Source organism: Streptomyces sp. Y20, from assembly GCF_043195475.1.
Taxonomy (GTDB): domain Bacteria; phylum Actinomycetota; class Actinomycetes; order Streptomycetales; family Streptomycetaceae; genus Streptomyces.
Genome location: NZ_JBIDDP010000001.1, coordinates 824,166 through 848,072, shown reverse-complemented (window position 1 = coordinate 848,072; position 23,907 = coordinate 824,166). Strand labels below are relative to the sequence as shown.

Below are 23,907 nucleotides of genomic sequence, written 5' to 3'. Positions count from 1 at the left end.
ACGTCAGTCCAGGAGATTCCGCAACCGTGGCTTCCACGAACGACCTCAAGAACGGCCTGGTGCTCAAGCTCGAAGGCGGCCAGCTCTGGTCCGTCGTCGAGTTCCAGCACGTCAAGCCCGGCAAGGGCCCGGCCTTCGTGCGCACCAAGCTCAAGAACGTGCTCTCCGGCAAGGTCGTCGACAAGACCTTCAACGCCGGTGTCAAGGTCGAGACGGCCACTGTCGACAAGCGCGACATGCAGTTCTCGTACATGGACGGCGAGTACTTCGTCTTCATGGACATGCAGACCTACGACCAGCTGATGGTCGACCGCAAGGCCGTCGGCGACGCCGCCAACTTCCTGATCGAGGGCTTCACCGCCACCGTCGCCCAGCACGAGGGCGAGGTGCTCTTCGTCGAGCTGCCGGCCGCCGTCGAGCTGACCGTCCAGGAGACCGAGCCGGGCGTCCAGGGCGACCGCTCCACCGGCGGCACCAAGCCCGCCACCCTGGAGACCGGTCACCAGATCCAGGTCCCGCTCTTCATCACCACCGGTGAGAAGATCAAGGTCGACACCCGCACCAGCGACTACCTCGGCCGGGTGAACAGCTAACCGTGGCTGCCCGCAACACGGCCCGCAAGCGCGCCTTCCAGATCCTCTTCGAGGGCGACCAGCGCGACGCCGACGTCCTGACCGTCCTCGCGGACTGGATCCGGCTCTCCCGGTCGGACACCCGGCAGCCCCCGGTCAGCGAGTACACGATGCAGCTGGTCGAGGGCTACGCGGAGCACGCGGCGCGGATCGACGAACTGATCTCCCAGTACTCGGTGGGCTGGACGCTCGACCGCATGCCGGTCGTCGACCGCAACATCCTGCGGCTGGGCGCGTACGAGCTGATCTGGGTGGACGAGACCCCGGACGCCGTCGTCCTGGACGAGATGGTGCAGCTGGCGAAGGAGTTCTCCACCGACGAGTCGCCCTCGTTCGTCAACGGCCTGCTGGGCCGGCTGAAGGAGCTGAAGCCGACGCTGCGCCGTGCCTAGCCGCGCTCAGCGCGGTCGGTCACGCCCAGCGCGGCCGCGGGTCGTCCGTGGCCGCTGGTGCTCATGCCGCGGGGCCGCATTCCGGTGCGGCCCCGCGCCAGTGCGCCATCCCGCGTGCCACCCGGGCCCCACAGGGCGCGGAACAGCCGTGAACGCCGCCGGGGGGGGGCGGCCCCCGGGGGGGGCCCCCCCCCCCCGGGGGGGGCCCCCCGCTCCGGTCTGCCAGGGTGATCTCCTTCAGGGCATAAACATGCCAAGTCACCGCCCGAAGCGGGTACAGGCAGCCGCATGGGATCTTTGAGCTCTCCGGTGCTGCTCGTATTGTTCGTGGCCAGTGCGGCCGCCATCTGGTACGCGGGCATCAAGTTGTCCGACACCACCGACGTCCTCGCCGAACGGCTCCATCTGGGCAGTGCCCTGGGCGGGCTCGTCCTCCTGGCGATCGCGACCAACCTCCCGGAGATCGCCATCACCGTCTCGGCCGCCCTGGCCGGCCAGCTGGACGTCGCCGTCGGCAACATCCTCGGTGGTATCGCCATCCAGACCGTCGTCCTGGCCGTCCTGGACGCCGCCGGGGTGCGCCCGCGCGCGCCGCTGACCCGGCTGGCCGCCAGCCTCCAGCTGGTGCTGGAGGGCGCGCTCGTGGTGGTCATCCTGGCCGTGGTGGTCATGGGCACCCAGCTGTCCCCGGATCTGCACGCCGCGCGTCTGGCCCCGGCGTCGCTGGCGATCGCCGCGTTGTGGGTGATCGGACTGGTGCTGCTGAACCGGGCGGGCCGGGGGCTGCCGTGGCGTGAGGGCGGTGACGCTCCGGACAGCCAGCCCGAACCGCGCGGCCACTCCCGCGGGAAGAAGGAGAAGGCCGCGACCGACCGGGGTGTCGGCTCCCGCCGCGCCGCGCTCGTCTTCGCCGCGGCGGCGCTGGCGACGCTGATCGCGGGCGTGGTCATCGAGCGCAGCGGTGAGCAGCTCTTCGCCCGGCAGGGACTCAGCGGGGTGCTGTTCGGCGCGACCGTCCTCGCCGCGGCCACCTCCCTGCCCGAGCTCAGCACGGGCCTGACGTCCACCCGGCTCGGCGACTACCAGCTCGCCGTCAGCGACATCTTCGGCGGTAACGCGTTCCTGCCCGTTCTCTTCCTCCTGGCCACCCTCATCTCCGGCAAGCCCGTCCTGCCGGCCGCGCACGACACCGACATCTACCTCACCGCGCTCGGCATCATCCTCACCGTCATCTACATGGCCGGTCTGGTCTTCCGTCCCCGCCGCCAGTACGCGCGGATGGGCATCGACAGCGTCACCGTGGTCGTCGTCTATCTCGTCGGCATCGCCGGACTGGCCACCATCGCCACCTGAACCACCCGGTGGGCGAGAGGGGGCGCGCGCCGGTCAGACCTCGTCCACCCGGCGCAGGTCCTGCTCGTCCCACGTGCGGGTGTCACGCGGCTCGGCGTACGGCTCCGCCTGCGGCGGGTGACCGCCGGCGATCGCCCGCTGCCGTGCCGTCTCGGCGTCGAACTCCAGGCCCAGGAGGACGGCCAGGTTGCTGATCCACAGCCACACCAGGAAGACGATGACGCCGGCCATGGTGCCGTAGGTCTTGTTGTAGGAGGCGAAGTTCGCCACGTAGAACGCGAACCCGGTCGAGGCGATCATCCAGATGACCAGGGCGAGGAAGCTGCCGGGCGTCACCCAGCGAAAGCCCCTCACCTTCGCGTTCGGCGTCGCCCAGTACAGGAGCGCGATCATCATGGTGACCAGGAGCACCAGCACCGGCCACTTGGCGATCGACCACACCGTCAGCGCGCTGTCCCCGATCCCGAGCGCCACCCCCGCCTGGTGGGCCAGGCTGCCGGTGAACACCACGATCAGGGCGCTGACCACCGCCAGCACCATGAGGACGACGGTCACGCCGAGACGCACGGGGAGGATCTTCCACACCGGGCGGCCCTCGGGCATGTCATAGACGGCGTTGGCCGTGCGGATGAAAGCGGCGACGTAGCCGGAGGCGGACCAGACGGCGATTGCCACACCGACGATCGCCATGACCGAACCGGTGCCCGCGCGGTTCTGCAGCTGTTCCACGGCCCGCGTGAGGATCTCCCGGGCCGACCCCGGGGCGAGCTGCTTGAGGTGGGACAGCACCGTGTCGGTGGCCGACTTGCCGGTGATGCCCAGCAGCGAGATCAGCACCAGGAGGGCCGGGAACAGGGAGAGCACCCCGTAGTAGGTCAGTGCGGCCGCCCGGTCGCTCAGCTCGTCGTCCTGGAACTCCTTCAGTGATCCCTTCAGTACCCGCAGCCATGCCCCCTTGGGCAGCTTCGTCGGCGCGTCCGGCGCCCGCCGCTCGACCTCCGGTCCGGGCCCCGCCTCCGCGGGGTCCGGCACCTCGCTCTTTCGGTTCTCGCCGTGATCGCCGTGGTCACGGCCGGGAAGATGCAGATTCGCCATGCGCACCGGATAACCCCGGCCCGCGGGCTTACGCCGGCTCGGCGGTGGGGAGCAGCAGGGCCGATGACAGGGCCGGTCACGCCGGACGGTGTGGGATGGCCCGTGCGGGGCACGGGAATGCTGCGGCGCCCCGCCGAGGCGCGGAGACCGCCGAGAGTGTGGGAGGCCACATGAACGTGCTGGCCCGGCTGGACCGATATCAGCGACGGCACCGGTGGGCGGGTATGCCGCTCGCGGTGGTGTACAAGTTCTTCGACGACCAGGCGGCCTATCTCGCCGCGCTGCTGGCCTACTACGGCTTCGTCTCCCTCTTCCCGCTCCTGCTGATCCTCGTGGCCATCCTCAGCGCCTCCCTGCACGGCAACCCGCAGTTGCAGCAGTCGGTGCTCCACTCGGCGCTCGGCGAGATCCCGGTGATCGGTGACCAGCTCGGCCACAACATCCACTCCTTCCACGGCAACGGCGCCGCCCTCGCGGTAGGTGTCATCGGCAGTCTCTACGGCGCCCTCGGGGTCTCCCAGGCGGTCCAGCACGCCCTCAACAAGATCTTCGCCGTACCGCGGCACGCCAGGCCCGACCCGCTGCGCTCCCGGGCCAGGGGCCTGTACTTCCTGCTGCTGCTCGCGGTCGGCCTCGTGCTGACGACGGCGCTGTCCACCGCGGAATCCGCCGCCGACATCTTCGGCACGCGCCTGGCCGTCGGCATCCGCGTCGCCATCGGTGTGGTGGGAGTGGTGGTCAACGCCGCGCTGCTGCTTATGAGCTACCGGCTGATGACCCGGCGCCGGCTGCCGCTGCGCGCGATGTACGGCCCCGCGCTGGGAGGCGCCGCCGCCTGGCAGGCACTTCAGTGGGGCGGCTCCTACTACGTCGGACACGTGCTGCGAGGCGCCACCGCGACCTACGGGATGTTCGGCATCGTGCTCGGCCTGCTCGCCTGGATCTACCTCGCCGCCATCGTGTACCTCGCCACCGCCGAGATCATCGCCGTGCGCAGCCTGCGGCTGTGGCCGCGCAGCCTGCTCACACCGTTCACCGACCACGTCCACCTCGCCACGGGTGACCTGCGCGCCTACCGGTCCTACGCGGCCACCGAGTCCTTCAAGGGTTTCGAGAAGGTCTCCGTGCGCTTCGGCAAGCCCCCGCCGCCGGCCGTCGGTGACAAAGGGCCCCCCTGATCTCACGCGGGTTGCCTGCCGGTGCGATGCGCGGACAGCGCCTGCCTGTCGAGGCGATCGCGACGCCACCGCGACGTCGGCCTGACGCCCGCCTGTCCTCGCGGACTACTGGCCGCGGAAGCGGTCCTCGAGCATTTCGGCGACACCAGGGATGACCCCGTCGGGTGACGGACTGTAGTGCGGCACGGCCCATCGTGTGATCTTGGCGTCGATGAGCGTGGGCCGGCCGGAGGCCAGTGCCGCGCGGAACGCCTCCTCGAACTCATCGAGCGTCTCCACCTGATGGCCGTCGGCGCCGCAGGCACGTGCGTACGACGCGAAGTCCGGGTTCCGGAACTCGACGAGAGCGGACTCGCCGTAGGTGGCGACCTGGAACATCTTGATCAACTTGAATTCCTCGTCGTCGAAGATCACCCAGATGACGGGGATGTCGTGTTCCACGGCGGTCACCAACTCGAAGCCTGACAGCGAGTAGCAGCCGTCGCCGCAGCCGACGACGACCGTCCGCTCGGGGTGCGCGACCTTGAGGCCGATGGCTCCGTTGACGTGACCGGCCATCGGCCCGAAGGCGCCGGCCTTGCGGAAGTTCTGGCCCGCCTCGAGTTCCACGTAGTACCCGAGCCAGGCCAGATGGGCTCCGGCGTCCGCGAGCAGCACGCCCTGCGGCGGCAGCATCCGGCCGATCGCCTGCGCGAGCTGTGCGGGATGGATCCTCCCGTCGACGTTGACGACGTGCCGGGCCTCGTAGTCCTGGCTGTCCACCTTCACCGCCGGCACGTCGCCGACCCTCCGCTCCAGCGCGTGGACGAGGGCCGCCACCGCCTCACGCGCGTCGGACAGCAACGCGTAGTCGGGCCGATAGGCTTTGGCGAATTCCGTTTCGGCGATGTTCACATGGATGAGCACCTTGTTCTCGAACAGATCGCCGCGGTAGTTGAACGTGGCATGCTGGTTGAGGGAGTTCCCTATGCACAGCACGATGTCTGCCTCGCGGAAGGCCTTCCAGGCGCTGGAGTGGCCGCTGTCGGCGAAGACGCCGACCGCGAGCGGGTGTCCCTCCGCCACGATGCCCTTGCCGTCCAGGGTGGTGAGCAACGGAATCTGGAACCGTTCGATCAGGCGCTTGATCTCCGGTCCGGCTCCGGAACGGATCGCGCCGAACCCGACCAGGGCCACGATGCGCTTCTGCTGCGCGATGGCGTCGGCAAGGACGGACGCGATCTCCTCGACCCTCGCCGGGTCGGGCCGTACCGGCGGCACGTCCAGGCGTACCGGCCGGAAGTCCGTCACCTCGACGCCGCTCTCGGTCAGGTCTTCGGGCACATGGATGTGTACCGGCCCCGGCCTCCCTTCGAACGCGAGGTTGACCGCTTCCTCCAGGACGTCACAGGTGTCGGCCACGTCGGTGAGCAGGAAGGACTTCTTGGTCGTGGCCGCGAACATGGCCTGGGAGTCGGGAGTGCGGTTCAGCCCGGAGGTCTCGTTCAGCGAGCCCCATCCGCGCCATTTCATCCGCGAGTATCCGGAGACGGCGAGAACCGGGTACGAGTCGGACATCGCCACGGCCAGCCCGGAGAAGAGATTGAACGCACCGGGCCCCGCTGTGGCGAAGCAGAATCCCAGTTGGTTGCTGTACATCGCATAGCCGCAGGCCATGAAGGAGGCGGCCTGTTCGTGTCGCGTGATGACCGGCCGGATCTGCCGCGAGTGCTTCAACGCCACCATGAGGCCTGCGGCGTTCTCCCCGGCGCCACCGAACGCGGCTCGTACGCCGATCCCTTCCAGGCCCTTGACAATGGCCTCATACACTCTCATGGCTCTTCTCCTCCGTGCTGCGCGGTTGACGGCGGAGTTCTCGCACGCCGTTCTTCGGTCGTGGCCGCGTTCCCGTCAGCCATGACGGAATCGCTCCTCGAGCGTTTCCCACACGCCCGGGATGACGCCCTCGGGGGAGCTGCTGTAATGCGGGAGGGCCCACCGGGTGATCCTGGCGTCTATCACCGTGGGTCTGCCCGACGTGAGCGCGGCCTTGAAGGCGGCGTCGAACTCCTCCAGGGTCTCCACGCGGAAGCCGTCGGCACCGCAGAGCCTTGCGTACGCGGCGAAATCGGGGTTCTGGAATTCGACCAGGCCCGATTCACCGTACGTGGCCGTCTGGTAGAGCTTGATGAGCTTGTACTCGTCGTCGTCGAAGATGATCCAGATGACGGGGATGCTGTTCTGTACGGCGGTCATCAGCTCGAAGCCGGCCATGGAATAGCAGCCGTCGCCGCAGCCGACGACGACCGTCCGGTCGGGCTGGGCCAGCTTGACCCCGATCGCACCGTTGACATGCCCGGCCATCGGCCCGAAGGTGCCGGTCTTGCGGAAGTTCTGCCCCTTGTCGAGGTCCACGTAGTAGCCGAGCCATGCCAGATGCGCGCCCGCGTCGGCGAGCAGTACGGCGCGTTCGGGCAGCATGCGACCGATCGTCTGCGCAAGCTTCCCCGGGTGGATCCCTCCCGGAGCGGGCAGGAGGGGCCGCCTCTCGTGGTCGCGGTTCACGGGCGCGAGCGGCTCCGCAGGGGCGGCCCTCTTCGCCAGGGCGTCCGTGATCGCCTCGACCGCCAGGCGGGCGTCGGAGACGAGCGCGTGGTGGGGGACGTAGGTCTTGCCGATCTCGCTGTCCGCGATGTTGACCTGGATGAGGACCTTGCCGTCGAACAGGTCCTTCCGCAGCCCGAACGTGGCATGCTGGTTGAGCGAGTTGCCGATGGCCAGGACCACGTCCGCTTCGCGGAACACCTTCCAGGCACTGGCGTGGCCGCTCTCCGAGAACACCCCGGCCGCGAGCGGATGGGTCTCGGCGACAATCCCCTTGCCGTCCAGTGTGGTGACGAGCGGTATGCGGAATCGCTCCACGAAATCCTGCACCGCGGCCTCGGCGTGGCTGCGGATGGCTCCGAATCCGGTGAGCAGGACGATCCGGCGTCCGTCCCGCAGTGCGCCGGCCAGCACCTCGGTGATTTCCCCGACCCGCTCCGGGTCGGGCCGCACCGGAGTCACGTCGAGCCGGAGGTCGCGGTAGTCGTCCACGGTCACTTGGCGATGGGTGAGGTTCTGCGGCACGTGGATGTGCACCGGGCCGGGTCGCCCCTCGAAGGCCACGTTCACCGCTTCCTCGAGCACCTCGCAGGTGTCGGCGGCGTCGGTGAGCAGGTAGGACTTCTTGGTCGTCGCCGCGAACATCGCCTGCGAGTCCGGCGTGCGGTTCCGCCCGGAGGTGTCGTTCACCGCGCCCCGCCCGCGCCAGTCGAGTTCGACGTACCCGGTGATGGCCAGCACCGGATAGGAGTCCGACAGTGCCACCGCCAAGCCGGAGAACAGGTTGAACGCACCGGGACCCACGGTCGCGAAACAGACCCCCAGCCGGTTGGTGTACATGGCGTACCCGCACGCCATGAAGGACGCCGCCTGCTCGTGCCGGGTCATGACAGGCCTGATCTTCGGCGAGTGCTTCAGTGCCAGCGTCAGGCTGGCGATGTTCTCGCCGTTCCCGCCGAACGCTGTGTCGACCCCTACGCTCTCGAGTCCTTTGACGACAGCTTCGTAGACCTGCATGGCGTGGCTGCCCATTCCGTCAGGCGTCCTTCTTGAGGCACAGCGGCGATGTCCGGCCGGTAGGACCGAGGCCGGTCGTGGCACTGTGGAGTGCCGGCACCCGACGTGGGCCGGCAGAATCTGCACACAGTCGGTACCGGTGTGCAGATGATCGCTTGCTGGTCGTACCCGCTCCTCGGCGAGTCACCGCTGCGTGCGGCCGCCCGCAGGGACGCGGGCGAACATCGACCCTTTCGCCAGCGTAGAACAGGGTGGCCGTAAGGGCATCTGCTCTCGCGGCACCAGCCGCCCTCGGCCTGGCACTTCCTGTCAGAGGCCGCGCGTACGGCAGCCGCCGCGGCCGCGATGTGCGGGCGGCGACGGGTTGCGCGAACATGGTCGAGTGGGCTCGGCGGTGAGGAGAACCCGCCGGCTGCACCCTCCTCGGACCGAGGCTCCGTGCCGCTCCACCCCCGCCGGAGGATGGAGGATCCCGTATGTCGGAGACCGGAATCCCACGTAGCGCCTACGAGCACCGCACGAGCTGCGAACCCCGGGGCGGAGTGCGGCCCGGCGACGGTGAGCGCGGCGATGTCACCGCGGCGGTACTGGCCGGCGCCCAAGGCGCCCACGAGGCGGGTCTGCTGGCGGAGATACTTGCCGGCCCTGGAGGCGCGCGGGCAGGGCCCGAACGTCTCCGCCGGCACCAGGGCGGGCGCCGTCAACACCGTGCTGTCCGCTTCGCTGTCCTGACTGCCGGCGCGGCAGGCCGCCGAAGCAGCTGGCGGGTTGCGGCGAGGCATGAGCAAGGAGCAGGTCCGCATGCCGTTCGCGCCCAGGACGCTGTGGGTGGGCCTGAAACGGTATTCCAGCTGGCTGCTCCGGCGGCCCGGTCCGCCGCTGACCGGTGTGCTGGACACGCCCCCGCTGCTGACCACGCTGCGCGACGGACTCGGCCGACGCGATGCCCGGCGCGTGATCGGCAACGCGCACGACGGCGGTCTCCGGCAGGTCACAGCGTCCACGACGTGACGCGTGGGCGGAAGCGCGAACCCGCTAGGAAAGGCATGGCGCAACCATGAGCAGGTCAGAGCGGTACGAGCGGTACGAGGGCGGCAGCGCGGAGGCCGAGCGGCTGGTCTTCGAGCAACTGGCCATGGAACTGATGCGTGTCCAAGGCAAGATCAGGAAGGCCGGCGGGGCGGCGGCCTTCGCCAGGACCTTCCACGCGAAACCGGTGCTCGGCGCGGAGAACGCCCGTCTGAACATCCACGACCAGGTGCCGCCCGAGCTGCGGACGGGCTTCGTCCGGCCCGGCGCCGAATACCCGGTCACCGTCCGGCTGTCCAACGCCAGCGGTGCCCCGCAGGCCGACTCCCTGCCCGACATGCGCGGCGCAGCGCTCCGCGTCGAGGCCGCCGACGGCGCGCACGACCTTCTCATGACCAACTATCCGGTGTCCCACGCTCGCAACGCACGTGAGTTCGTGGCGTTCGCCAGGACGATGGCGGGCGCCCGCACCCGTCCCCAGAAGGCGTTCGCGCTGTTCGTCAAGTTGCCCTTCGCCGTCGGCTGGTCCACCGCCGCCCGGATGCGCCACAACGTGCGGGCCGGAGCGCGCGGTGATGTGCGCAGCCTGGCCCTGGAGACGTACTGGAGCCGCGGCGCCATTCTGTGGGGCGAGGCCGGTCCGGTGCGCTACCAGCTGCGTCCCGCGCAGGGCGCGCCCGACGCGCCCGCACCGCCCCGCGCCGATCCCGACCATCTGAGCCACGAGCTGGCGCAACGCCTGGCCCGCGGCGACGTCGTCTTCGAGCTGCTCGTGCAGCGGTACGTCAGCGAGGCGATCACCCCTGTCGAGGACGGCTCGGTGGAATGGCGGGAGGACGTCGCCCCCGCGGTGCCCGTGGCCACCCTGACCATCCCCCGCCAGAGCGTCGACACCGCCGAGGCCCGGGCGGCCGCGCGCCGGATCGAGGAGCTGGCGTTCAACCCCTGGCACACCACGGAGGAGTTCCGTCCACTGGGCAATCTCAACCGTGCCCGCAAGGCCGCCTACCAGGCGAGCAGTGCGCAGCGGCTGGGCTACCGCTTCACCACCGAGGAGCCCCGGCGCAACAGGGTGCTGAGCGCTCCGGTGAACGCCGCCTTCCGCGTCCTCGACCGGTGGGTGCCCTGGTACCGGCTGCCCTTGCCGGCCGGCCTGCTCAACCTCGTCTTCCTGCGCAAGACGTTGCGCAGGAAGAACCTCATCGACACCGATCGCCACGAGGCACCGCCGCAGCCCGTCCCGGTGCCGGCGCCGATCGACGAGTCGCTGCGGGTCGCCCGCAGCTACGATGGCACGTACAACGACCTGTCCGCGCCCGCGATGGGCGCCGTGGGCGCGGCCTTCGGCCGCAACATGCCGCCCGTGCTGCGCCCGGACCTCTTCGACGAGCCCAGCCCGTACGAGGTCAGCAGGCTGCTGCTGCACCGCGACACGTTCCTGCCCGCCCGGTCCCTGAACCTGCTCGCCGCCGCGTGGATCCAGTTCCAGGTGCACGACTGGGTCAACCACAGTCGCTACCCGACGGGTACCTCCAGCGTGGAGGTGCCGCTCCCGCCGGACGTCGAGTGGCACAACACCCCGGGCGGTCCCACGGAGCATGTGATGCGCTTCGCCGAGAACGTGTCGATGGCCGGTGACGGCGCGCCGGTCCACTTCGCCGACTCGGCCTCCCACTGGTGGGACGGTTCTGAGCTCTACGGCGGTGACGAGAAGGCCGCCCGCTCCCTGCGCGAGCCGGACGGCGCGGACCTGCGCCTGGAGGACGGCCATCTGCCGTTCGGCCCGAACGGCGTCCCGCTCACCGGTGTCCGCGAGAACTGGTGGCTGGGCCTCAGTGTGATGCACACCCTCTTCGCCAGGGAGCACAACGCGGTGTGCTCGGCGCTGCGACGCGAGTATCCGCGCATGGAGGAGGAGCGCGTCTACCAAACGGCGCGGCTCATCGTGTCCGCGCTCATCGCCAAGATCCACACGGTCGAGTGGACACCGGCGATCCTTGCCACCGAGGCCATCGAGATCGGGCTGAAGACCAACTGGCAGGGTCCGCCCGCGAAGTGGCTGGAGCGTCTGGGCCTGTGGCTGTTCGAGGCGCACTCGCTGACCGGCATCCCCAAGACCGTGCCCGACCACCACGGCGCGCCCTACTCCCTCACCGAGGACTTCGTCACCGTCTACCGGATGCATCCGCTGATCCCGGACGACTTCGAGATCTGCGACCACCGCTTCGGACGGCGGCGGGACATCCTAGGCTTCGACGACGTGCAGGGCGCGGCGGCCGAGCCCCTCATCCGCAAGACCGGGCTGCCCGACTCGCTGTACTCGTTCGGCATCGCCCATCCTGGCGCGATCACCCTGCACAACTACCCGCGCGCACTGCAGCACTTCCGGCGGGACGGCGAGATCATCGACCTGTCCGTCGTCGACCTGGTGCGTACCCGGCGCCGTGGAGTCCCCCGGTACAACGACTTCCGGGCCGGCCTGCACAAGGAGCGCATCCGCCGCTTCGAGGACCTGACGGACGAACCCGGGACGCTGGCGCGGCTGAAGGAGCTCTACCGGTCGGTCGATGAGATCGACACCATGGTGGGACTGTTCGCCGAGAACCCGCCGACGGGATTCGGATTCAGTGACACCGCCTTCCGCGTCTTCATCCTGATGGCGACCCGGAGGCTGCAGAGCGACCGCTTCCTCACCGTGGACTACCGCCCCGAGCTGTACACGCCGCTCGGCATGGACTGGATCGAGCGCAGCGGCATGACCGAGGTCGTCCTGCGGCACTGCCCGGAGCTGGCGAGCTTCCTGCCGCGCCACGCGAGCGCGTTCGTACCGTGGCGGCCGATGCCGGCACCGCCGAACGGCTCCCGCACCACCCAGCCTTGAGACCAGAGGGTGTTCCTGAGACAAGGAGAGGACCATGACGGTGACCACCCGGCATCGGGGTCTCGAAGCGCTGCTGGCGCGGCCGCTCCTGGAGACCATCTGGCGGCGGCGCACCCACCGGGTCAGCCGGGGTGCGGCCGTCCCCGCCGGCTCGATGAGCTATCGCTCGTCCGACGTCCCGCTACCGCTCGGCGAGCTGGAGGAGGCGGTGCTGATCGCTCTCACCGGCTGCACCGGGCTCACCATGCCGGACCGGCCGTTCGAGGATCCGCGCGACGGCAAGCCCATCATGGCCAAGCCGAACCTCAACATGGTCGGCCGGACGGCAGGCAGCCCCGACAACGCCCAGGGCACCCACTTCTTCATGATCAACGACAGCGGCACCTATTACCTGCGCAAGTTGCCGCCGTCCCCCGACGCGTCCTTCGAGCCCGGCGCTCTGGTCGATCGGGCCCGGCAGTCCAAGGTGCGGGTCCTGGACCACCGCCTGGACGTCGCCGAGGGCATGCGCGACTTCCCGGCCTACCTCGACTCCAACCGCGTGCTGTCCAATCTGCCGGGCAGCACCGTCCTCCTGCCGGTCGTCGATCTTTCGCACCAGTACATCAACGGCCTGATGTATCTGCTCACTCAGCCGGACGGAGCTCGGCCCACACTCGTCGACGACCGCAACTTCTACCGCCCCGCCGGGGTCCACAAGTGGATACGGAGCGGCTTCCTGAACAAGGACCTCAAGCTTCCGCTGGGTGTGCTGGGCCCGCTGCGGACCCAGATCGAGGCCGAGCTCCTGCTGCAGAACCTCATGCTGACCGCGGACGCCATGGGGCTCGGCGCGTGGATTCACGCCTCGATCAACCCCCAGATCATGTTGGGCGACCCGAAGTTCTCGGCCCGGTACGGGCGGATGCTCGGCTTCGACTTCGTCACCCCCCGCTGGCGCCCGTTGGACCTCCCGCGCTGGCAGCTGCCTCTGCCAAGATTCGCGACCGCGCGGTCCCACCCGGTCGGGCTCAGCGTCGACGGCCAACCGCTGATCAGAGCGGCATGTCCCCCCTACCACCCGTCGATGTCCGAGGCCGTCGACGCGGTCGTCCAGGCGAAGTTCGGTGCGACGGGCATCTATCACGACAAGAACCTCTTCGCGGGCATCTACCGCGATGACTACGGGCAGCGCTATCTCGCCGAGGCCCGAGAGTACGACGAGCGGGTCGTCGAGTGTGCCCGTGACATATGCGAGTACATCCACGCCACGCACGACCGCTTCCCGGCACATGTCGACGCGATTCAGGTACCCGGCATCTGGCTCCAGGTGCACCATCCCGAACTCGGCTACTACGAGCGGTTCTTCCGCGACGGTCTGACCCATGCGCACACGGAACACACAAGATTGTGGGACACCTGACAGCTTTCCTTCCCTCGGCTGGTTGACGGACAGGCATCTCCCCGTTGGACACCCGACCCCGCGAGAGGGAGGCTTGCATCGAGAGAATATGCGGGCCGGGCACCGTCCGGTCCACCTGCCCGACCGAGAAGAATGTGGCGCCCGGGAGTATCCGTGCGCGCGCCGGAATCAGGACCGGTGCCGGCGGAGATCAAGCGCCATGAGAGGGGCGCACGGTCATGCCCTCCCTCAGACCTGACGCCGAAGAGGCATGCCGCATCGCGGTTTCCGAGCCCTTCACGTCTGCCCGCCGAGCCCGGCGGATCTGTCTCCTCCGGTGCCGGGCGTGGGGCAGTGGGAACAAGATGCTGCTCAGGTGCTGCCTGGCCTGCTCGGCCGTGAGACTCCGGGGGCACTGCTCAAGGATCTGCTGCCAGCTGTCCCGTGCGCGGTTCCGGCAGCGAGCCCGCTCTTCATGCCCGCCCAGGCCACGGGACGCCAGCGACCGCGGGACGCCAGCGGCCTCGGGCGGTGCCGATGTGGGCAGCCAGGAGGGATCGACATGGCCAAACGCCTCGTCATCTGCTGCGACGGAACGTGGAACTTCGCCGACCAGCCGAGCAAGACCAACGTCACCAAGGTCGCGCTGTCCGTGTGCTCAGGGGCAGATGGCGGCAAGGTGCAGCGTGTGTACTACCACAGTGGCGTCGGTACCGGCCGCTGGGAACGTCTCAGGGGTGGCGCCTTCGGCGTGGGCCTGTCCCAGAATGTGATCGACGCCTACCGCTTCCTCGTCGAGACGTACGAGTCCCACGACGAGTTGTTCCTGTTCGGCTTCAGCCGCGGCGCGTTCACCGTGCGAAGTCTTGCGGGTCTGGTGCGCAACTGCGGCATCGTGCGCCGGGATCACGCCGGCCGGATCCAGGAGGCCTGGGACCTCTACCGCGACCGGGTCGAGAAGCCGAGCGGCACGGCCTCCACGCTGTTCCGCCGTTCGTACGCGCATGAGACGGATATCCGCTTCATCGGGGTGTGGGACACGGTCGGCGCCCTCGGTATTCCGGTTCCCACCTCCCGGAGGCTCGACCCGGTCGTGGACCGCTTCAACCGCCACTGGGCGTTCCACGACACCGAGTTGAGCAGCTGGGTCAGGGCGGCATTCCACGCGCTGGCCATCGACGAACAGCGCTCGGCCTTCCAGCCGACGCTCTGGCACCAGCAGCCCGGAGCCGAGCAGCGCCAGGAGCTGAAGCAGGTGTGGTTCGCCGGCGTGCATTGCGATGTCGGTGGCGGCTACAGGGAGACGGGGCTGTCCGACATCACCCTGCTCTGGATGATCGACCAGGCTCGTAGACATGGGCTGGAGTTCGATCCGGAGGCGCTCGGCGTGGCCGGGCCGAATGCGATGAAGCCGGAGGACTGCATCGACTTCCGGGTGCAGCCGGATGTCCTGGGCGAGGTGCACCTTTCGAGGAAAGGCATGTACCGGCTGGCCGAGCCGTTGCAGCGGCCCATCGGGCGCGCGGCGGACAAGGAGGGCCGGCTCGACGGGAACGAGTTCCTGGCAGTGCCGGCCATGGAGCGCTACGACGAAGACGCCGGCTACCGGCCGCCCGAGCTCGCGAAATACGTCACTGATCGGAGGCGGTTCCGGCTGGAATCCTGAGAGACGCGACCCTTCGCGCGGCCGTTGTCACCGCGACCCCTGCAGAGCGGCGGTGAGTCCGCGTACGACCTCGGCGAAACCCGCCATGCGTTGGAGCGGGCGGTCAGCCTCTGGCGGCCGGTCCCAGGGCGCTCGGGCGGACCGGGAGGAGCCCCCTGCCCGGAGACCGTCTCGCCGGAGCTGTGGCAGCCCGGGCGGCACGGCCTGCGCGCCTCAGGGAACCGAGGACTGAAAGCTGTCCCCCCGCCTCGCCGTGCGACAGGCAACCGCGCACCGGTTCGCGTGGCGGTGGGTCTCCCGGTCGCCGGGCCGCTCGGCGGAGAAACCGGCTGCAGTCGTTCGCGTTCACGCGGAGTCCCGTACGACCAGCTCGGGGTCGAAGATGACGGACGTGGGCTCGGCCCGCTCTCCCCGGACGTGTTCGTCCAGGAGGCGGGCCATGTGCGCGGCCATGCGCTCGACCGGTTGGCGGATCGTGGTCAGCGGTGGGTGGCAGGCCGGCGCGATGCCGGAGTCGTCGAAGCCGACGACCGCGACGTCCTCGGGCACGCGCCTGCCGTGCTCCCGCAGCACCTGGCAGGCGCCCTGGGCCATCAGGTCGTTGGCTGCGAACACACCGTCCACGTCGGGCTGTTCGGCGAGGAGCCGGGTCGTGGCGGTGACGCCGCTGGCGAAGGTGAAGCCGCCTTCGACGACCGGCGTGTACGGATGCCCGTTGCGGGCCAGAGTGTCGCGGAAACCGGCGAGCCGTTCCTGACTCGCGCCGACGGCGAGCGGCCCGGCCACGGTGGCCGGCCTGCGGCAGCCGCGTGCCAGCAGGTGTTCCGCCGCGAGCCGGCCGCCGTCCCGGTGGTCCAGGTCCACGTAGCTCAGCGGCACCGGGCGTGCCGGGCGGGCGAACAGCACGGTGGGCAGTTCCGCCTCGGCCAGGAGCGCGGGCAGCGGGTCGTGGGGGTGCGTGGAGACGACGAGCGCCCCGTCGGCGCGGCCCTGCCGCAGATAGGTGAGGACCTCGCGCCGGTCCTCGGCCGACTCGGCGAACATCAGTACCGGATGCATGGAGCGCGGGCGCAGGAAACCGATGACGCCCGCGACCACCCGCCCGAAGAAGGGGTCCGCGAAGACCCGGGACGCGAAGGCCTCCTGGCTGTCGTCCGGCGCGTCCCCGGCCCCGGAGACCACCAGGGCGACGGTCTCGGCCCGCCGGGTCACCAGCGACCGGGCGGCCCGGTTGGGTGCGTAACCGGTCTGCTCGATCGCCCGGCACACCAGTTCCTGGATCGTGGGATCGACATTGCGGACGCCGTTGACGACCCGGGAGACAGTCGCCCGGGACACCCCCGCCGCGCGGGCGACGTCCTCCAAGGTCGGAGCCTGTTTGCTCATGGCCGCACCCTAGCGGCACGCCGGGTTCACGGCATAGAGCGCTCTCCGGCACCGGACGCCCGCCTCCCCGCGGCCACCGCCCGCCGCCCAGCTTGCCTGCCGGTCGCCGGTCGCCGGTCGCCGCCTGCCGGGGGCACGGGCCGGGCTCACCGGGCGGTGAGCGGCCACGGCGACGTGGACGCAGCACCTTGGTCGGCGGGGGGGAGAGCGCTCTCCGGAACAGGGACTCTCAGGCCGGTGATGCTGAGACGTCAAGGTGTCCGGCTGGGACAGGATGAGATCCGCGACGCGCGTGCCGGCGACGCCGACGGGCCGGCGGCTCGCGGGTGTCGGGGTGGCGTCGGCCCCTTTCCTGACCGGTCTGGCCACTCCGGCCTCGGCGGCTCCCTCGGCCGTCCGGCCGCGCGCCCTGGCCGGCGGCGGCGACCTCGGCCCCGACGTCCTCGTCCTCCACCCCGCCGCGCCCGGCATCCAGGCCGACCTCGACGAGGTCTTCCGGCAGCAGAGTCGGCGCAGTTCGGCACCGGCCGCTACGCGCTGCTGTTCAAGCCCGGCACCTGCACGGGACTCGACGCCCGGTCCGGCCCTCGGGGCCCGGGGACGAGGTCAGCCGCAGTCGGTGCCGCTCTCGCCGAACCACACCCCGTCCAGCCGTCCGTACCAGTCGACGCACTGGCCCTTCGCGCTGAGGTACAGCGGGCCCGCGTACGACCGGTAGGCGCCGCTGTCGTAGTTGTCGTGGATCTCGTCCCCGCTGACGTTCAGATACAGCTCCATCGGCACCGGGTCACCGCTCACGTTGCGGATCATGACCAGGCAGTTCTTTCCGGTGGACGAGCTGTACGTCAGGTAGGCGGTGCCCTTGTTCCCCACCGGGGCGGAGTTGACCACGCTGTAGCCGGAGCCGCAGGCGCCGTTGTAGGCGGCCTGGGCGGCGGCGGAGGCGCCGGGAGCCGCGGCCAGGAGAGCGGCGGTGGCCGTTCCCGCCACCGCCACGGCGGACAGGGCGCGCCGGGCGCGGGACATGTGTGACATCGGTTCTTCCCCCATGGATCGGTCGTCACGGTGAACGGCCGGACGGCCGCCTCCGCGGGGACGGACGGCACGGCCGCCGTTCCCCTCATGCGTGACGACCGGTACGACCTGCCACCCTCACCGATGGTTGTGCCCGGCGACAGTTATGAACTCGTGTCGCCCGATGCCGACTTGCCGGAACGGCAGGCGAACTCGCCGTCTCGGCACCGCCTTCCGCATCATGCGCGTCGAGCCGTCGGAACGGCGGCAGACCGCTGCGCGGGCCGCTGTCCGGGCGGCTTCCGGCCGGCCGGCGCCCGGGCCCCGCCGGCGCCGCCGGAATTGGTAGCGTCGGGCCGTGGATCAGGGGCCCGGTTCGGACGGCAGCGCTTGCTTCTCCCCGTCCGCGCGAGCTGTCCGGGCGCTGCGGATCGGCTCGGCGATGCTCGTGCTCGGCGTGGTGGTGCCCACGGCCGTCATCGCGGGCGCCGGGGAACACGGACGGTGGCGGTCCGCCGCCGCGCTCGTGCTCGCGGCGCTCCAGATCGCGGCGCTGTGGTGGGTGGTCCGCCGTCCGCGGATCGTCCTCGCCGCCACCGCGCTGACCGGCGCCGGGCTCTGGCTGGTCCTTCCCGTGGTGAGCCTGACCGGCGCCCTGCTCGCGGCCCAGATCGCGCTGAGCGTCCTGGCGTCGCAGTCACCGCCACGGGTGTCGCGGTGGTGGCTGCTCGGTCTGCTGGCGCTCACGCCGGGCGCGTTCGTCGGCGGCGGGGCACTGGGCCTGGCGGCGTACCTGCTGGCCGTCACGCTGGCCTGGACCGGTGGCCAGTGGCGCCGGGCCCAGCACGACCGTCTCGTCGCGCAGACCCATCGGGCCGCGGCGGAGGAACGCGCCAGGATCGCCCGCGAGGTCCACGACGTGGTGGCGCACACCGTGTCCGTCATGGTGATCCAGGCGAGCGCCGCCGAGGACGTCTTCGAACGGGACCCGGAGCGGGCCCGGCAGGCGCTGCGCGCCATCGAGGGCGCCGGCCGGTCCGCGTTGAGCGAGTTGCGTCTGCTCCTGCGCGCCGAACCGCCGCATGACGGCGACGACGGGCGCATGCCCCCGCGCGGGCTCATGGACCTGGAGGAGCTGGCGTCGAACGCCCGCGCCTCCGGTCTCGCCGTGGACCTGGACCCGGGGGAGCGCACGCACGCCCCCGCCGCCGCTGTGGATCTCGCGGGATACCGCATCGTCCAGGAGGCGCTGACGAACACCCTGCGCCACGCCCGCGCGACCCACGTCCGCATCCGCGTGCGCTACGACGCCTCGACCGTGCACCTCACCGTGACCGACGACGGGCGGCCCCCGGCCCGCGCGGTCCGATCCCCCGGAGCCGGGCGTGGTCTCCTCGGCATGCGCGAGAGGGCGGCGCTCCTCGGCGGCACCCTGGACGCCGCGCCCGGGGCGGACGGCGGTTTCGAGGTGCGTGCCCAGCTGCCGATAGGCTGCGATCCGTGACGATCCGGGTGGTGGTGGCCGACGACCAGGCGCTGGTCAGGGGCGGTTTCCGCATGATCATCGATGCGCGTGACGATCTGGAGGTCGTCGGTGAGGCGGCCGACGGCCAGCACGCGGTGCGGCTGGTCCGGCAGTTGCGGCCGGACGTCGTCCTGATGGATGTCCGGATGCCCGTGATGGACGGCATCGACGCCACCCGCGAGATCATCGCGTCGGGCAGTACGACCCGGGTCCTCGTCGTCACCACGTTCGACCTGGACGAGCATGTGCTGACAGCGCTGCGCGCGGGCGCCAGCGGATTCCTGCTGAAGGACATCCGGCCCGCCGAACTCGCCGAGGCCATCCGGGTCATCGCCGGTGGCGACGCGCTGCTCGCCCCCAGCGTGACGCGTCGCATGCTCGACCGCTTCGCGTCCACCGGCCCGGCCGAACGGCCGACGCCCGGAGCGCTGTCGGAACTCTCGGCACGCGAGCTGGAAGTCCTCGCCCTGATCGGGCAGGCCCTGTCGAACGCGGAGATCGCCCGGCACCTGAGCCTGTCGGAGGCGACCGTCAAGAGCCACGTCTCGGCGGTGCTGCGCAAACTGGGGCTGCGGGACCGGGTGCAGGCCGCGGTCGCCGCCTACGACCACCGGATCGTGCGCCCCCGCGACCTCTGACACCCGGCACCGCGCAGGTCCACGTCACTCATCCTTCAGGATGAGCGCCCGGCCCACTCGTCCCTTGTATCCAGGGACGTTCCACCCCCTGGACGGATCACTCCCGGCCGTGACAACCGTAGCGTCGACGTCATGACGCAGCCTCCGTACCGCACGACGCGGCCTCCGTCCCGCACCGCGCAGCCTCTGTACTGCCGGATGTACCTCACGGCCTACGACACCTCCGCCGACGGCCTCCACGACCGCACCCGGACCGGATTCCTGCTCCGCGCGGCCGTCCTGGCCGAACTGGCGATCCGGGGACACCTCGTCGACTCCGACGGCGACGCGCTGGTCGCGACGCCGGGACCGGCCGGGGACCCCGTCCTGGACCTGATGCTCGGCCACGTCGCGAGCGACCGGCGCAGCTGGGCCTCCTGGATCAGACACGACCGCAGGCGGACGCTGCGCGCGGTCGAGGACCGGCTCGTCGCCCAGGGCGTGCTGGCCGTCGCGGAGAAGAGGTCCTTCGGCCGGTCCCGGCGCGCGGTGACGGTCACGGACCCCTCGGCCGTCACCGCGCTCCGGGCCACGGTGACCGCTCTGCTGCACGGCACGGAGCCCGCCGGGCGGATCGCGCCCGCCGACGCCGCGCTGGTGGCCCTGGCCGCGGCCGGCGGCATCCGGCCCGTCGTCTCCCGCTCGGACGCCCGTACCGGCAAGGACCGTATCGAGGAACTGACCGGACGTGTCGGCGCCGTGGCTCCCGGTCTGGGCGCCGCGATCGGCGGCCTCCGCATGACACTGGTGGCCGCCCAGGGCGGGATGGGCGGAGGCTGACATGCGTTCTGTGGCGGTGATCCTCACGAGCGCGCTGGCCGTGCTCGCCTCCCTGCCCGTCACGGCCGCACCGAACGCGCCGGTGGTGGTGCGCACCCGGGACGGCGCGGTACGCGGAACTGTCCATGGCGGCTACCGGACCTTCGAAGGCATCCCGTACGCGGCGCCGCCGGTGGGCGCCCTGCGCTGGACCGCGCCCCGGCCGCCGACGTCCTGGACAGGAGTACGGGACGCCCGGCACGCGGCCCCCGCGTGCGCCCAGCCCGACGGCGAGGTGCGCGGCGGCAGCACGGCCGAGGACTGTCTGTACCTGGACGTGACCGCACCGGACACCGCCACCTCCGCCCACCCGCAGCCGGTCGTCGTGTGGCTGCACGGCGGCGGCTTCACCACCGGGGCCGGCAGTTCCTACGAGGCCCACAGGATGGCCGTACGCGGCAACGTCGTGGTCGTCACGGTCAACTACCGCCTCGGAGCACTGGGTTTCCTCGCCCGCCCGGGCCTCGCCGGTTCCGGCACGTTCGGCCTCGCCGACCAGCAGGCCGCGCTCCGCTACGTCCGGGCCGGGATCGCGGCATTCGGCGGCGATCCCGGCAACGTCACCCTGGCAGGCCAGTCGGCCGGGGCCTACAGCGTCTGCGCCCAGCTCGCTTCGCCGCGGGCAGCGGGACTGTTCCACCGGGCGGTCATCGAGAGCGGACCGTGCTCCGGGCGGCCCGAACAGCCCTTCGCGCCGTCCGCCTACCCGCGCGCCACGGCCGAGGCAGCCGGCGCCCAGCTCACCGCGGACGTGGGCTGCGCCGAGGCGGCACACCCCCTGGCCTGCCTGCGCGAGGTACCGCCCTCGCAGCTGCTCGCCCACCAGGGGATCGACCAACACCCCGCCTACGGGACCCCGTTGCTGCCGCGGGATCCCGCCGCCGCCCTCGCCACGGGAGACATGCGGTCAATGCCGGTCCTGCTCGGCAGCAACCACGACGAGGGGAACGTCTGGGCCGCCGGCATCATGCGCGCGGGCACCGTCGTCACGCCGGCGACCTGGCCGGACGTCGTCGGCAGCTACCTCCCCGACCCGGCGCGCACCGCTGAGGTCGTCCACGCCTACCCCGTCACCGCCGACAGTGCGGGGCCGGTGTTCGGCGCCGTCATCGGCGACTCGAACTACGCCTGCCCGACCGCGCACACGGCCCGGCGACTCGCCGGCCGAATGCCCGTGTGGCGCTACGAGTTCGCCGACCCGAACGCGCCCCGCCCCACGACGACCGAACCGCCCTTCCCGCTCGGCGCCACCCACACCACGGAACTTCCGTACCTGTTCGACCTGGGCGGCAGACCCCGCCCCCTGACCGAGCCCCAGAAACACCTGGCCGACACGATGATCGGTTACTGGACACGCTTCGCCCGCTCGGGCGACCCCAACGGCGACAACGCGCCCCGCTGGCCACGGACCGGCGTACAGACCCTGCTCCCGGACGGCACCGGCCCGACCCGGCCGGACACGGACCACCACTGCGGCATCTGGACCGGTCGCCCCTGAGGGCGCCGGACACGGATGCGGGCACCTCGTGGACGGGCGGTGGTCTTCGCACGCCGGAGACGGGCAGGGCGCAGGGGCGGCGGCGGTCAGCTCTGGGCGGTGGGTCGTACGACGATCTCGTTCACGTCGACCGCGGCGGGCTGCTCGATCGCGAAGGCGATGGCCCGGGCGATCGCGTCGGGCGGGATGGCGATGTGGTCCCGCAACCTCGTGATCTCCGCCCTGACCTGGTCGTTCGTCGACGCCTCGGCGAAGTCGGTCAGCGTCGGACCGGGGGAGACGGTGGTCACCCGCAGGCAGTCGCCGGCTTCCTGGCGCAGTCCTTCGCAGATGGCCCGGACCGCGAACTTGGTGCCGGCGTAGACGGCCATCGCCGGCACGACGCGGAACGCGGCCGTGGAGGCGGTGGTGATGAACTGCCCGGCGCCCTGCGCCCGGAAGACCGGCAGCGCGGCGCCGATTCCGTGCAGCAGGCCCTTCACGTTGACGTCGACCATGTGGTCCCACTCCTCGACGCGCAGATCGTCGAGAGGGGAGATCGTGCCGACTCCGGCGTTGCTGACCAGTACGTCGAGTCGGCCGAACCGCTCACCGGCCAGCGCGACCAGGGCGTGCAGGTCGTCCCGCCGGGTCACGTCGGTGCGGATGTGTACGGCTGCGCCACCCGCGTTCTCGATCCGGGCGACCAGTTCGGCCAGGCGCCCGGACCGGCGCGCGCCCAGGACGAGTCGCGCGCCCCGTTCGGCGAGCAGCAGCGCGGTCGCCTCGCCGATGCCGCTGCCGGCTCCCGTGATCGCCACCACTTTGCCCGTGATCCCGCTCATGAAGTCGTCCTCTTCCTCGGCAGGGAGGCCGTCGGCGGCGCCGTGGCCCTGTGCTCGCGCCCCAGTCTCCGGGAGCCGTAGCCTGGTATCCAGACCGCCTTTATCGTGGAATCAGAGGTGCCATCCATCATGCCCGCACAGCCGGACCACCGCGACCGCCGCCGTCAGCTGGGTGCGTTCCTGCGCAGCCGCAGAGAGCGCCTCACCCCTGACGACGTGGGCCTGCCCCGGACCGGCCGCCGCCGGACCCCGGGACTTCGCCGGGAGGAACTGGCACTGCTGGCCGGGATGAGCGCCACCTGGTACACGTACCTGGAGCAGGGACGGGAGATCCGTGCCTCCGCACAAGTGCTCGACGCCCTTGCCGCGGCGCTGCGGCTCGACCGTCACGAGCGGGCTCACCTTCTCCAGCTCGCCGGTCACGTGCCCGCGGCCGACACCGGGGAACGCGAGCCGCTGCCGGCGGGGGCGGGAGCCGTACCCTCGTTGCTCCAGCCGCACCCGGCCTACATCATCGGCGGCGACTACGAGGTCCTCGCCCACAACCAGGCGGCCGGCGAACTGTTTCCCAAGCTCATCACCGAGACGGACCGGCCGGCCAACTTCGTTCGCTGGGTGTTCCTCGAACCGGTGGCCCGGGAGGTTCTGCTCGACTGGGAACCCGAGGCGCGGAGCCTGCTCGCCCGGCTCCGGACGCTGGCCGCACGCCACCCTGGCGACCCGCGGTACACGCGACTGATCGAGGAGCTGAACGAGGGCAGCCCGGAGGCGCGGGACTGGTGGACCCGGTACGAGGTGCAGGCCCGGCACAGCGGTCGCAAACGGCTGTGGCATCCGCAGCGGGGGGCGACCGAATATGTGTACACCGCTTTCCACCTGGCCGAACAGCCGGAGCAGACGCTGGTGGTCTACTTCGACAGCGCTGAACTGCCCGACGGGGCGTAACCGTGACCGGCC

The 23,907-nt window shown here is 70.9% G+C and carries 19 protein-coding genes and 1 pseudogene; 14 read left to right on the top strand and 6 right to left on the bottom strand.

All coding sequences use genetic code 11. The features are described 5' to 3' along the window. Positions 1-26 precede the first annotated feature (26 nt). The 3 genes from efp (at position 27) to ACGFT1_RS03585 (ending at position 2,377) form a co-directional block, all read left to right on the top strand. Entirely contained in the window at positions 27-593 is a 567-nt protein-coding gene (efp, locus tag ACGFT1_RS03595) for an elongation factor P (protein ID WP_121789765.1), read from the top strand. Positions 594-595: 2 nt separating this feature from the next. Beyond that, entirely contained in the window at positions 596-1,024 is a 429-nt protein-coding gene (nusB, locus tag ACGFT1_RS03590) for a transcription antitermination factor NusB (protein WP_373907353.1), read from the top strand. A gap of 288 nt (positions 1,025-1,312) precedes the next feature. Further along, positions 1,313-2,377 carry a sodium:calcium antiporter gene (locus ACGFT1_RS03585; RefSeq protein WP_373907352.1) on the top strand — a complete coding sequence of 355 codons (1,065 nt, stop codon included), beginning with the start codon at positions 1,313-1,315 and terminating at the stop codon, positions 2,375-2,377. A gap of 33 nt (positions 2,378-2,410) precedes the next feature. Here the strand turns inward: ACGFT1_RS03585 and ACGFT1_RS03580 are convergent, their stop codons facing one another. After that, positions 2,411-3,472 carry a YihY/virulence factor BrkB family protein gene (locus ACGFT1_RS03580; protein ID WP_373907351.1) on the bottom strand — a complete coding sequence of 354 codons (1,062 nt, stop codon included), beginning with the start codon at positions 3,470-3,472 and terminating at the stop codon, positions 2,411-2,413. Between the two features lie 170 nt (positions 3,473-3,642). Here ACGFT1_RS03580 and ACGFT1_RS03575 point away from each other — a divergent pair, with 170 nt between their 5' ends. Beyond that, positions 3,643-4,650 (top strand): YihY/virulence factor BrkB family protein, encoded by a 1,008-nt coding sequence (locus ACGFT1_RS03575; protein WP_373907350.1) that lies wholly within the window; start codon positions 3,643-3,645, stop codon positions 4,648-4,650. 105 nt (positions 4,651-4,755) lie between these two features. Here ACGFT1_RS03575 and ACGFT1_RS03570 read toward each other — a convergent pair whose 3' ends face one another. Together ACGFT1_RS03570 and ACGFT1_RS03565 are read right to left on the bottom strand one after the other, a co-directional pair. Then, positions 4,756-6,465, bottom strand: a complete 1,710-nt coding sequence (locus ACGFT1_RS03570; RefSeq protein WP_373907349.1) for a thiamine pyrophosphate-binding protein — start codon at positions 6,463-6,465, stop codon at positions 4,756-4,758. A gap of 75 nt (positions 6,466-6,540) precedes the next feature. Beyond that, positions 6,541-8,265, bottom strand: coding sequence for a thiamine pyrophosphate-binding protein (locus ACGFT1_RS03565; RefSeq protein ID WP_373907348.1), 1,725 nt, complete (start codon positions 8,263-8,265; stop codon positions 6,541-6,543). A gap of 765 nt (positions 8,266-9,030) precedes the next feature. Between ACGFT1_RS03565 and ACGFT1_RS03560 the strand changes: the two genes are divergently transcribed. From ACGFT1_RS03560 to ACGFT1_RS03545, 4 genes are all read left to right on the top strand, one after another. Further along, positions 9,031-9,261, top strand: a complete 231-nt coding sequence (locus ACGFT1_RS03560; protein WP_373907347.1) for a hypothetical protein — start codon at positions 9,031-9,033, stop codon at positions 9,259-9,261. Positions 9,262-9,307: 46 nt separating this feature from the next. Next, positions 9,308-12,160 carry a peroxidase family protein gene (locus ACGFT1_RS03555; protein ID WP_373907346.1) on the top strand — a complete coding sequence of 951 codons (2,853 nt, stop codon included), beginning with the start codon at positions 9,308-9,310 and terminating at the stop codon, positions 12,158-12,160. Positions 12,161-12,194: 34 nt separating this feature from the next. Beyond that, positions 12,195-13,562, top strand: coding sequence for a hypothetical protein (locus ACGFT1_RS03550; RefSeq protein WP_373907345.1), 1,368 nt, complete (start codon positions 12,195-12,197; stop codon positions 13,560-13,562). Positions 13,563-14,103: 541 nt separating this feature from the next. After that, on the top strand, positions 14,104-15,207 hold the full coding sequence (locus ACGFT1_RS03545) for a DUF2235 domain-containing protein (RefSeq protein WP_373907344.1): 1,104 nt from the start codon (positions 14,104-14,106) through the stop codon (positions 15,205-15,207). Between the two features lie 345 nt (positions 15,208-15,552). Here the strand turns inward: ACGFT1_RS03545 and ACGFT1_RS03540 are convergent, their stop codons facing one another. Then, complete coding sequence (locus ACGFT1_RS03540; protein ID WP_373907343.1) at positions 15,553-16,593, bottom strand: LacI family DNA-binding transcriptional regulator; 1,041 nt, start codon at positions 16,591-16,593, stop codon at positions 15,553-15,555. A gap of 274 nt (positions 16,594-16,867) precedes the next feature. Here ACGFT1_RS03540 and ACGFT1_RS03535 point away from each other — a divergent pair. Then, positions 16,868-17,178: pseudogene (locus ACGFT1_RS03535) on the top strand (coagulation factor 5/8 type domain-containing protein); the annotation flags it as partial. Positions 17,179-17,199: 21 nt separating this feature from the next. Here ACGFT1_RS03535 and ACGFT1_RS03530 read toward each other — a convergent pair. Then, positions 17,200-17,628, bottom strand: coding sequence for a spore-associated protein A (locus ACGFT1_RS03530; protein ID WP_373907342.1), 429 nt, complete (start codon positions 17,626-17,628; stop codon positions 17,200-17,202). Between the two features lie 337 nt (positions 17,629-17,965). On the opposite strand from ACGFT1_RS03530, the gene ACGFT1_RS03525 reads away from it, so the two are divergent. From ACGFT1_RS03525 to ACGFT1_RS03510, 4 genes are all read left to right on the top strand, one after another. After that, complete coding sequence (locus tag ACGFT1_RS03525; RefSeq protein WP_373907341.1) at positions 17,966-19,111, top strand: sensor histidine kinase; 1,146 nt, start codon at positions 17,966-17,968, stop codon at positions 19,109-19,111. Continuing rightward, positions 19,108-19,770: a response regulator gene (locus ACGFT1_RS03520; RefSeq protein ID WP_373907340.1), complete on the top strand. Its 663-nt coding sequence runs from the start codon at positions 19,108-19,110 to the stop codon at positions 19,768-19,770. The genes ACGFT1_RS03525 and ACGFT1_RS03520 overlap by 4 nt, the downstream gene beginning before the upstream one ends. Before the next feature lie 132 nt (positions 19,771-19,902). Next, positions 19,903-20,589, top strand: coding sequence for a GPP34 family phosphoprotein (locus tag ACGFT1_RS03515; RefSeq protein WP_373907339.1), 687 nt, complete (start codon positions 19,903-19,905; stop codon positions 20,587-20,589). Position 20,590: 1 nt separating this feature from the next. After that, positions 20,591-22,126, top strand: coding sequence for a carboxylesterase/lipase family protein (locus tag ACGFT1_RS03510; RefSeq protein ID WP_373907338.1), 1,536 nt, complete (start codon positions 20,591-20,593; stop codon positions 22,124-22,126). 86 nt (positions 22,127-22,212) lie between these two features. Here the strand turns inward: ACGFT1_RS03510 and ACGFT1_RS03505 are convergent, their stop codons facing one another. After that, the gene (locus tag ACGFT1_RS03505; RefSeq protein WP_373907337.1) at positions 22,213-22,950 is read right to left on the bottom strand and encodes an SDR family oxidoreductase; all 738 of its coding nucleotides are present in this window, start codon (positions 22,948-22,950) and stop codon (positions 22,213-22,215) included. A gap of 129 nt (positions 22,951-23,079) precedes the next feature. On the opposite strand from ACGFT1_RS03505, the gene ACGFT1_RS03500 reads away from it, so the two are divergent. After that, the gene (locus tag ACGFT1_RS03500) at positions 23,080-23,895 is read left to right on the top strand and encodes a helix-turn-helix transcriptional regulator (protein ID WP_373907336.1); all 816 of its coding nucleotides are present in this window, start codon (positions 23,080-23,082) and stop codon (positions 23,893-23,895) included. Positions 23,896-23,907: the final 12 nt, after the last annotated feature.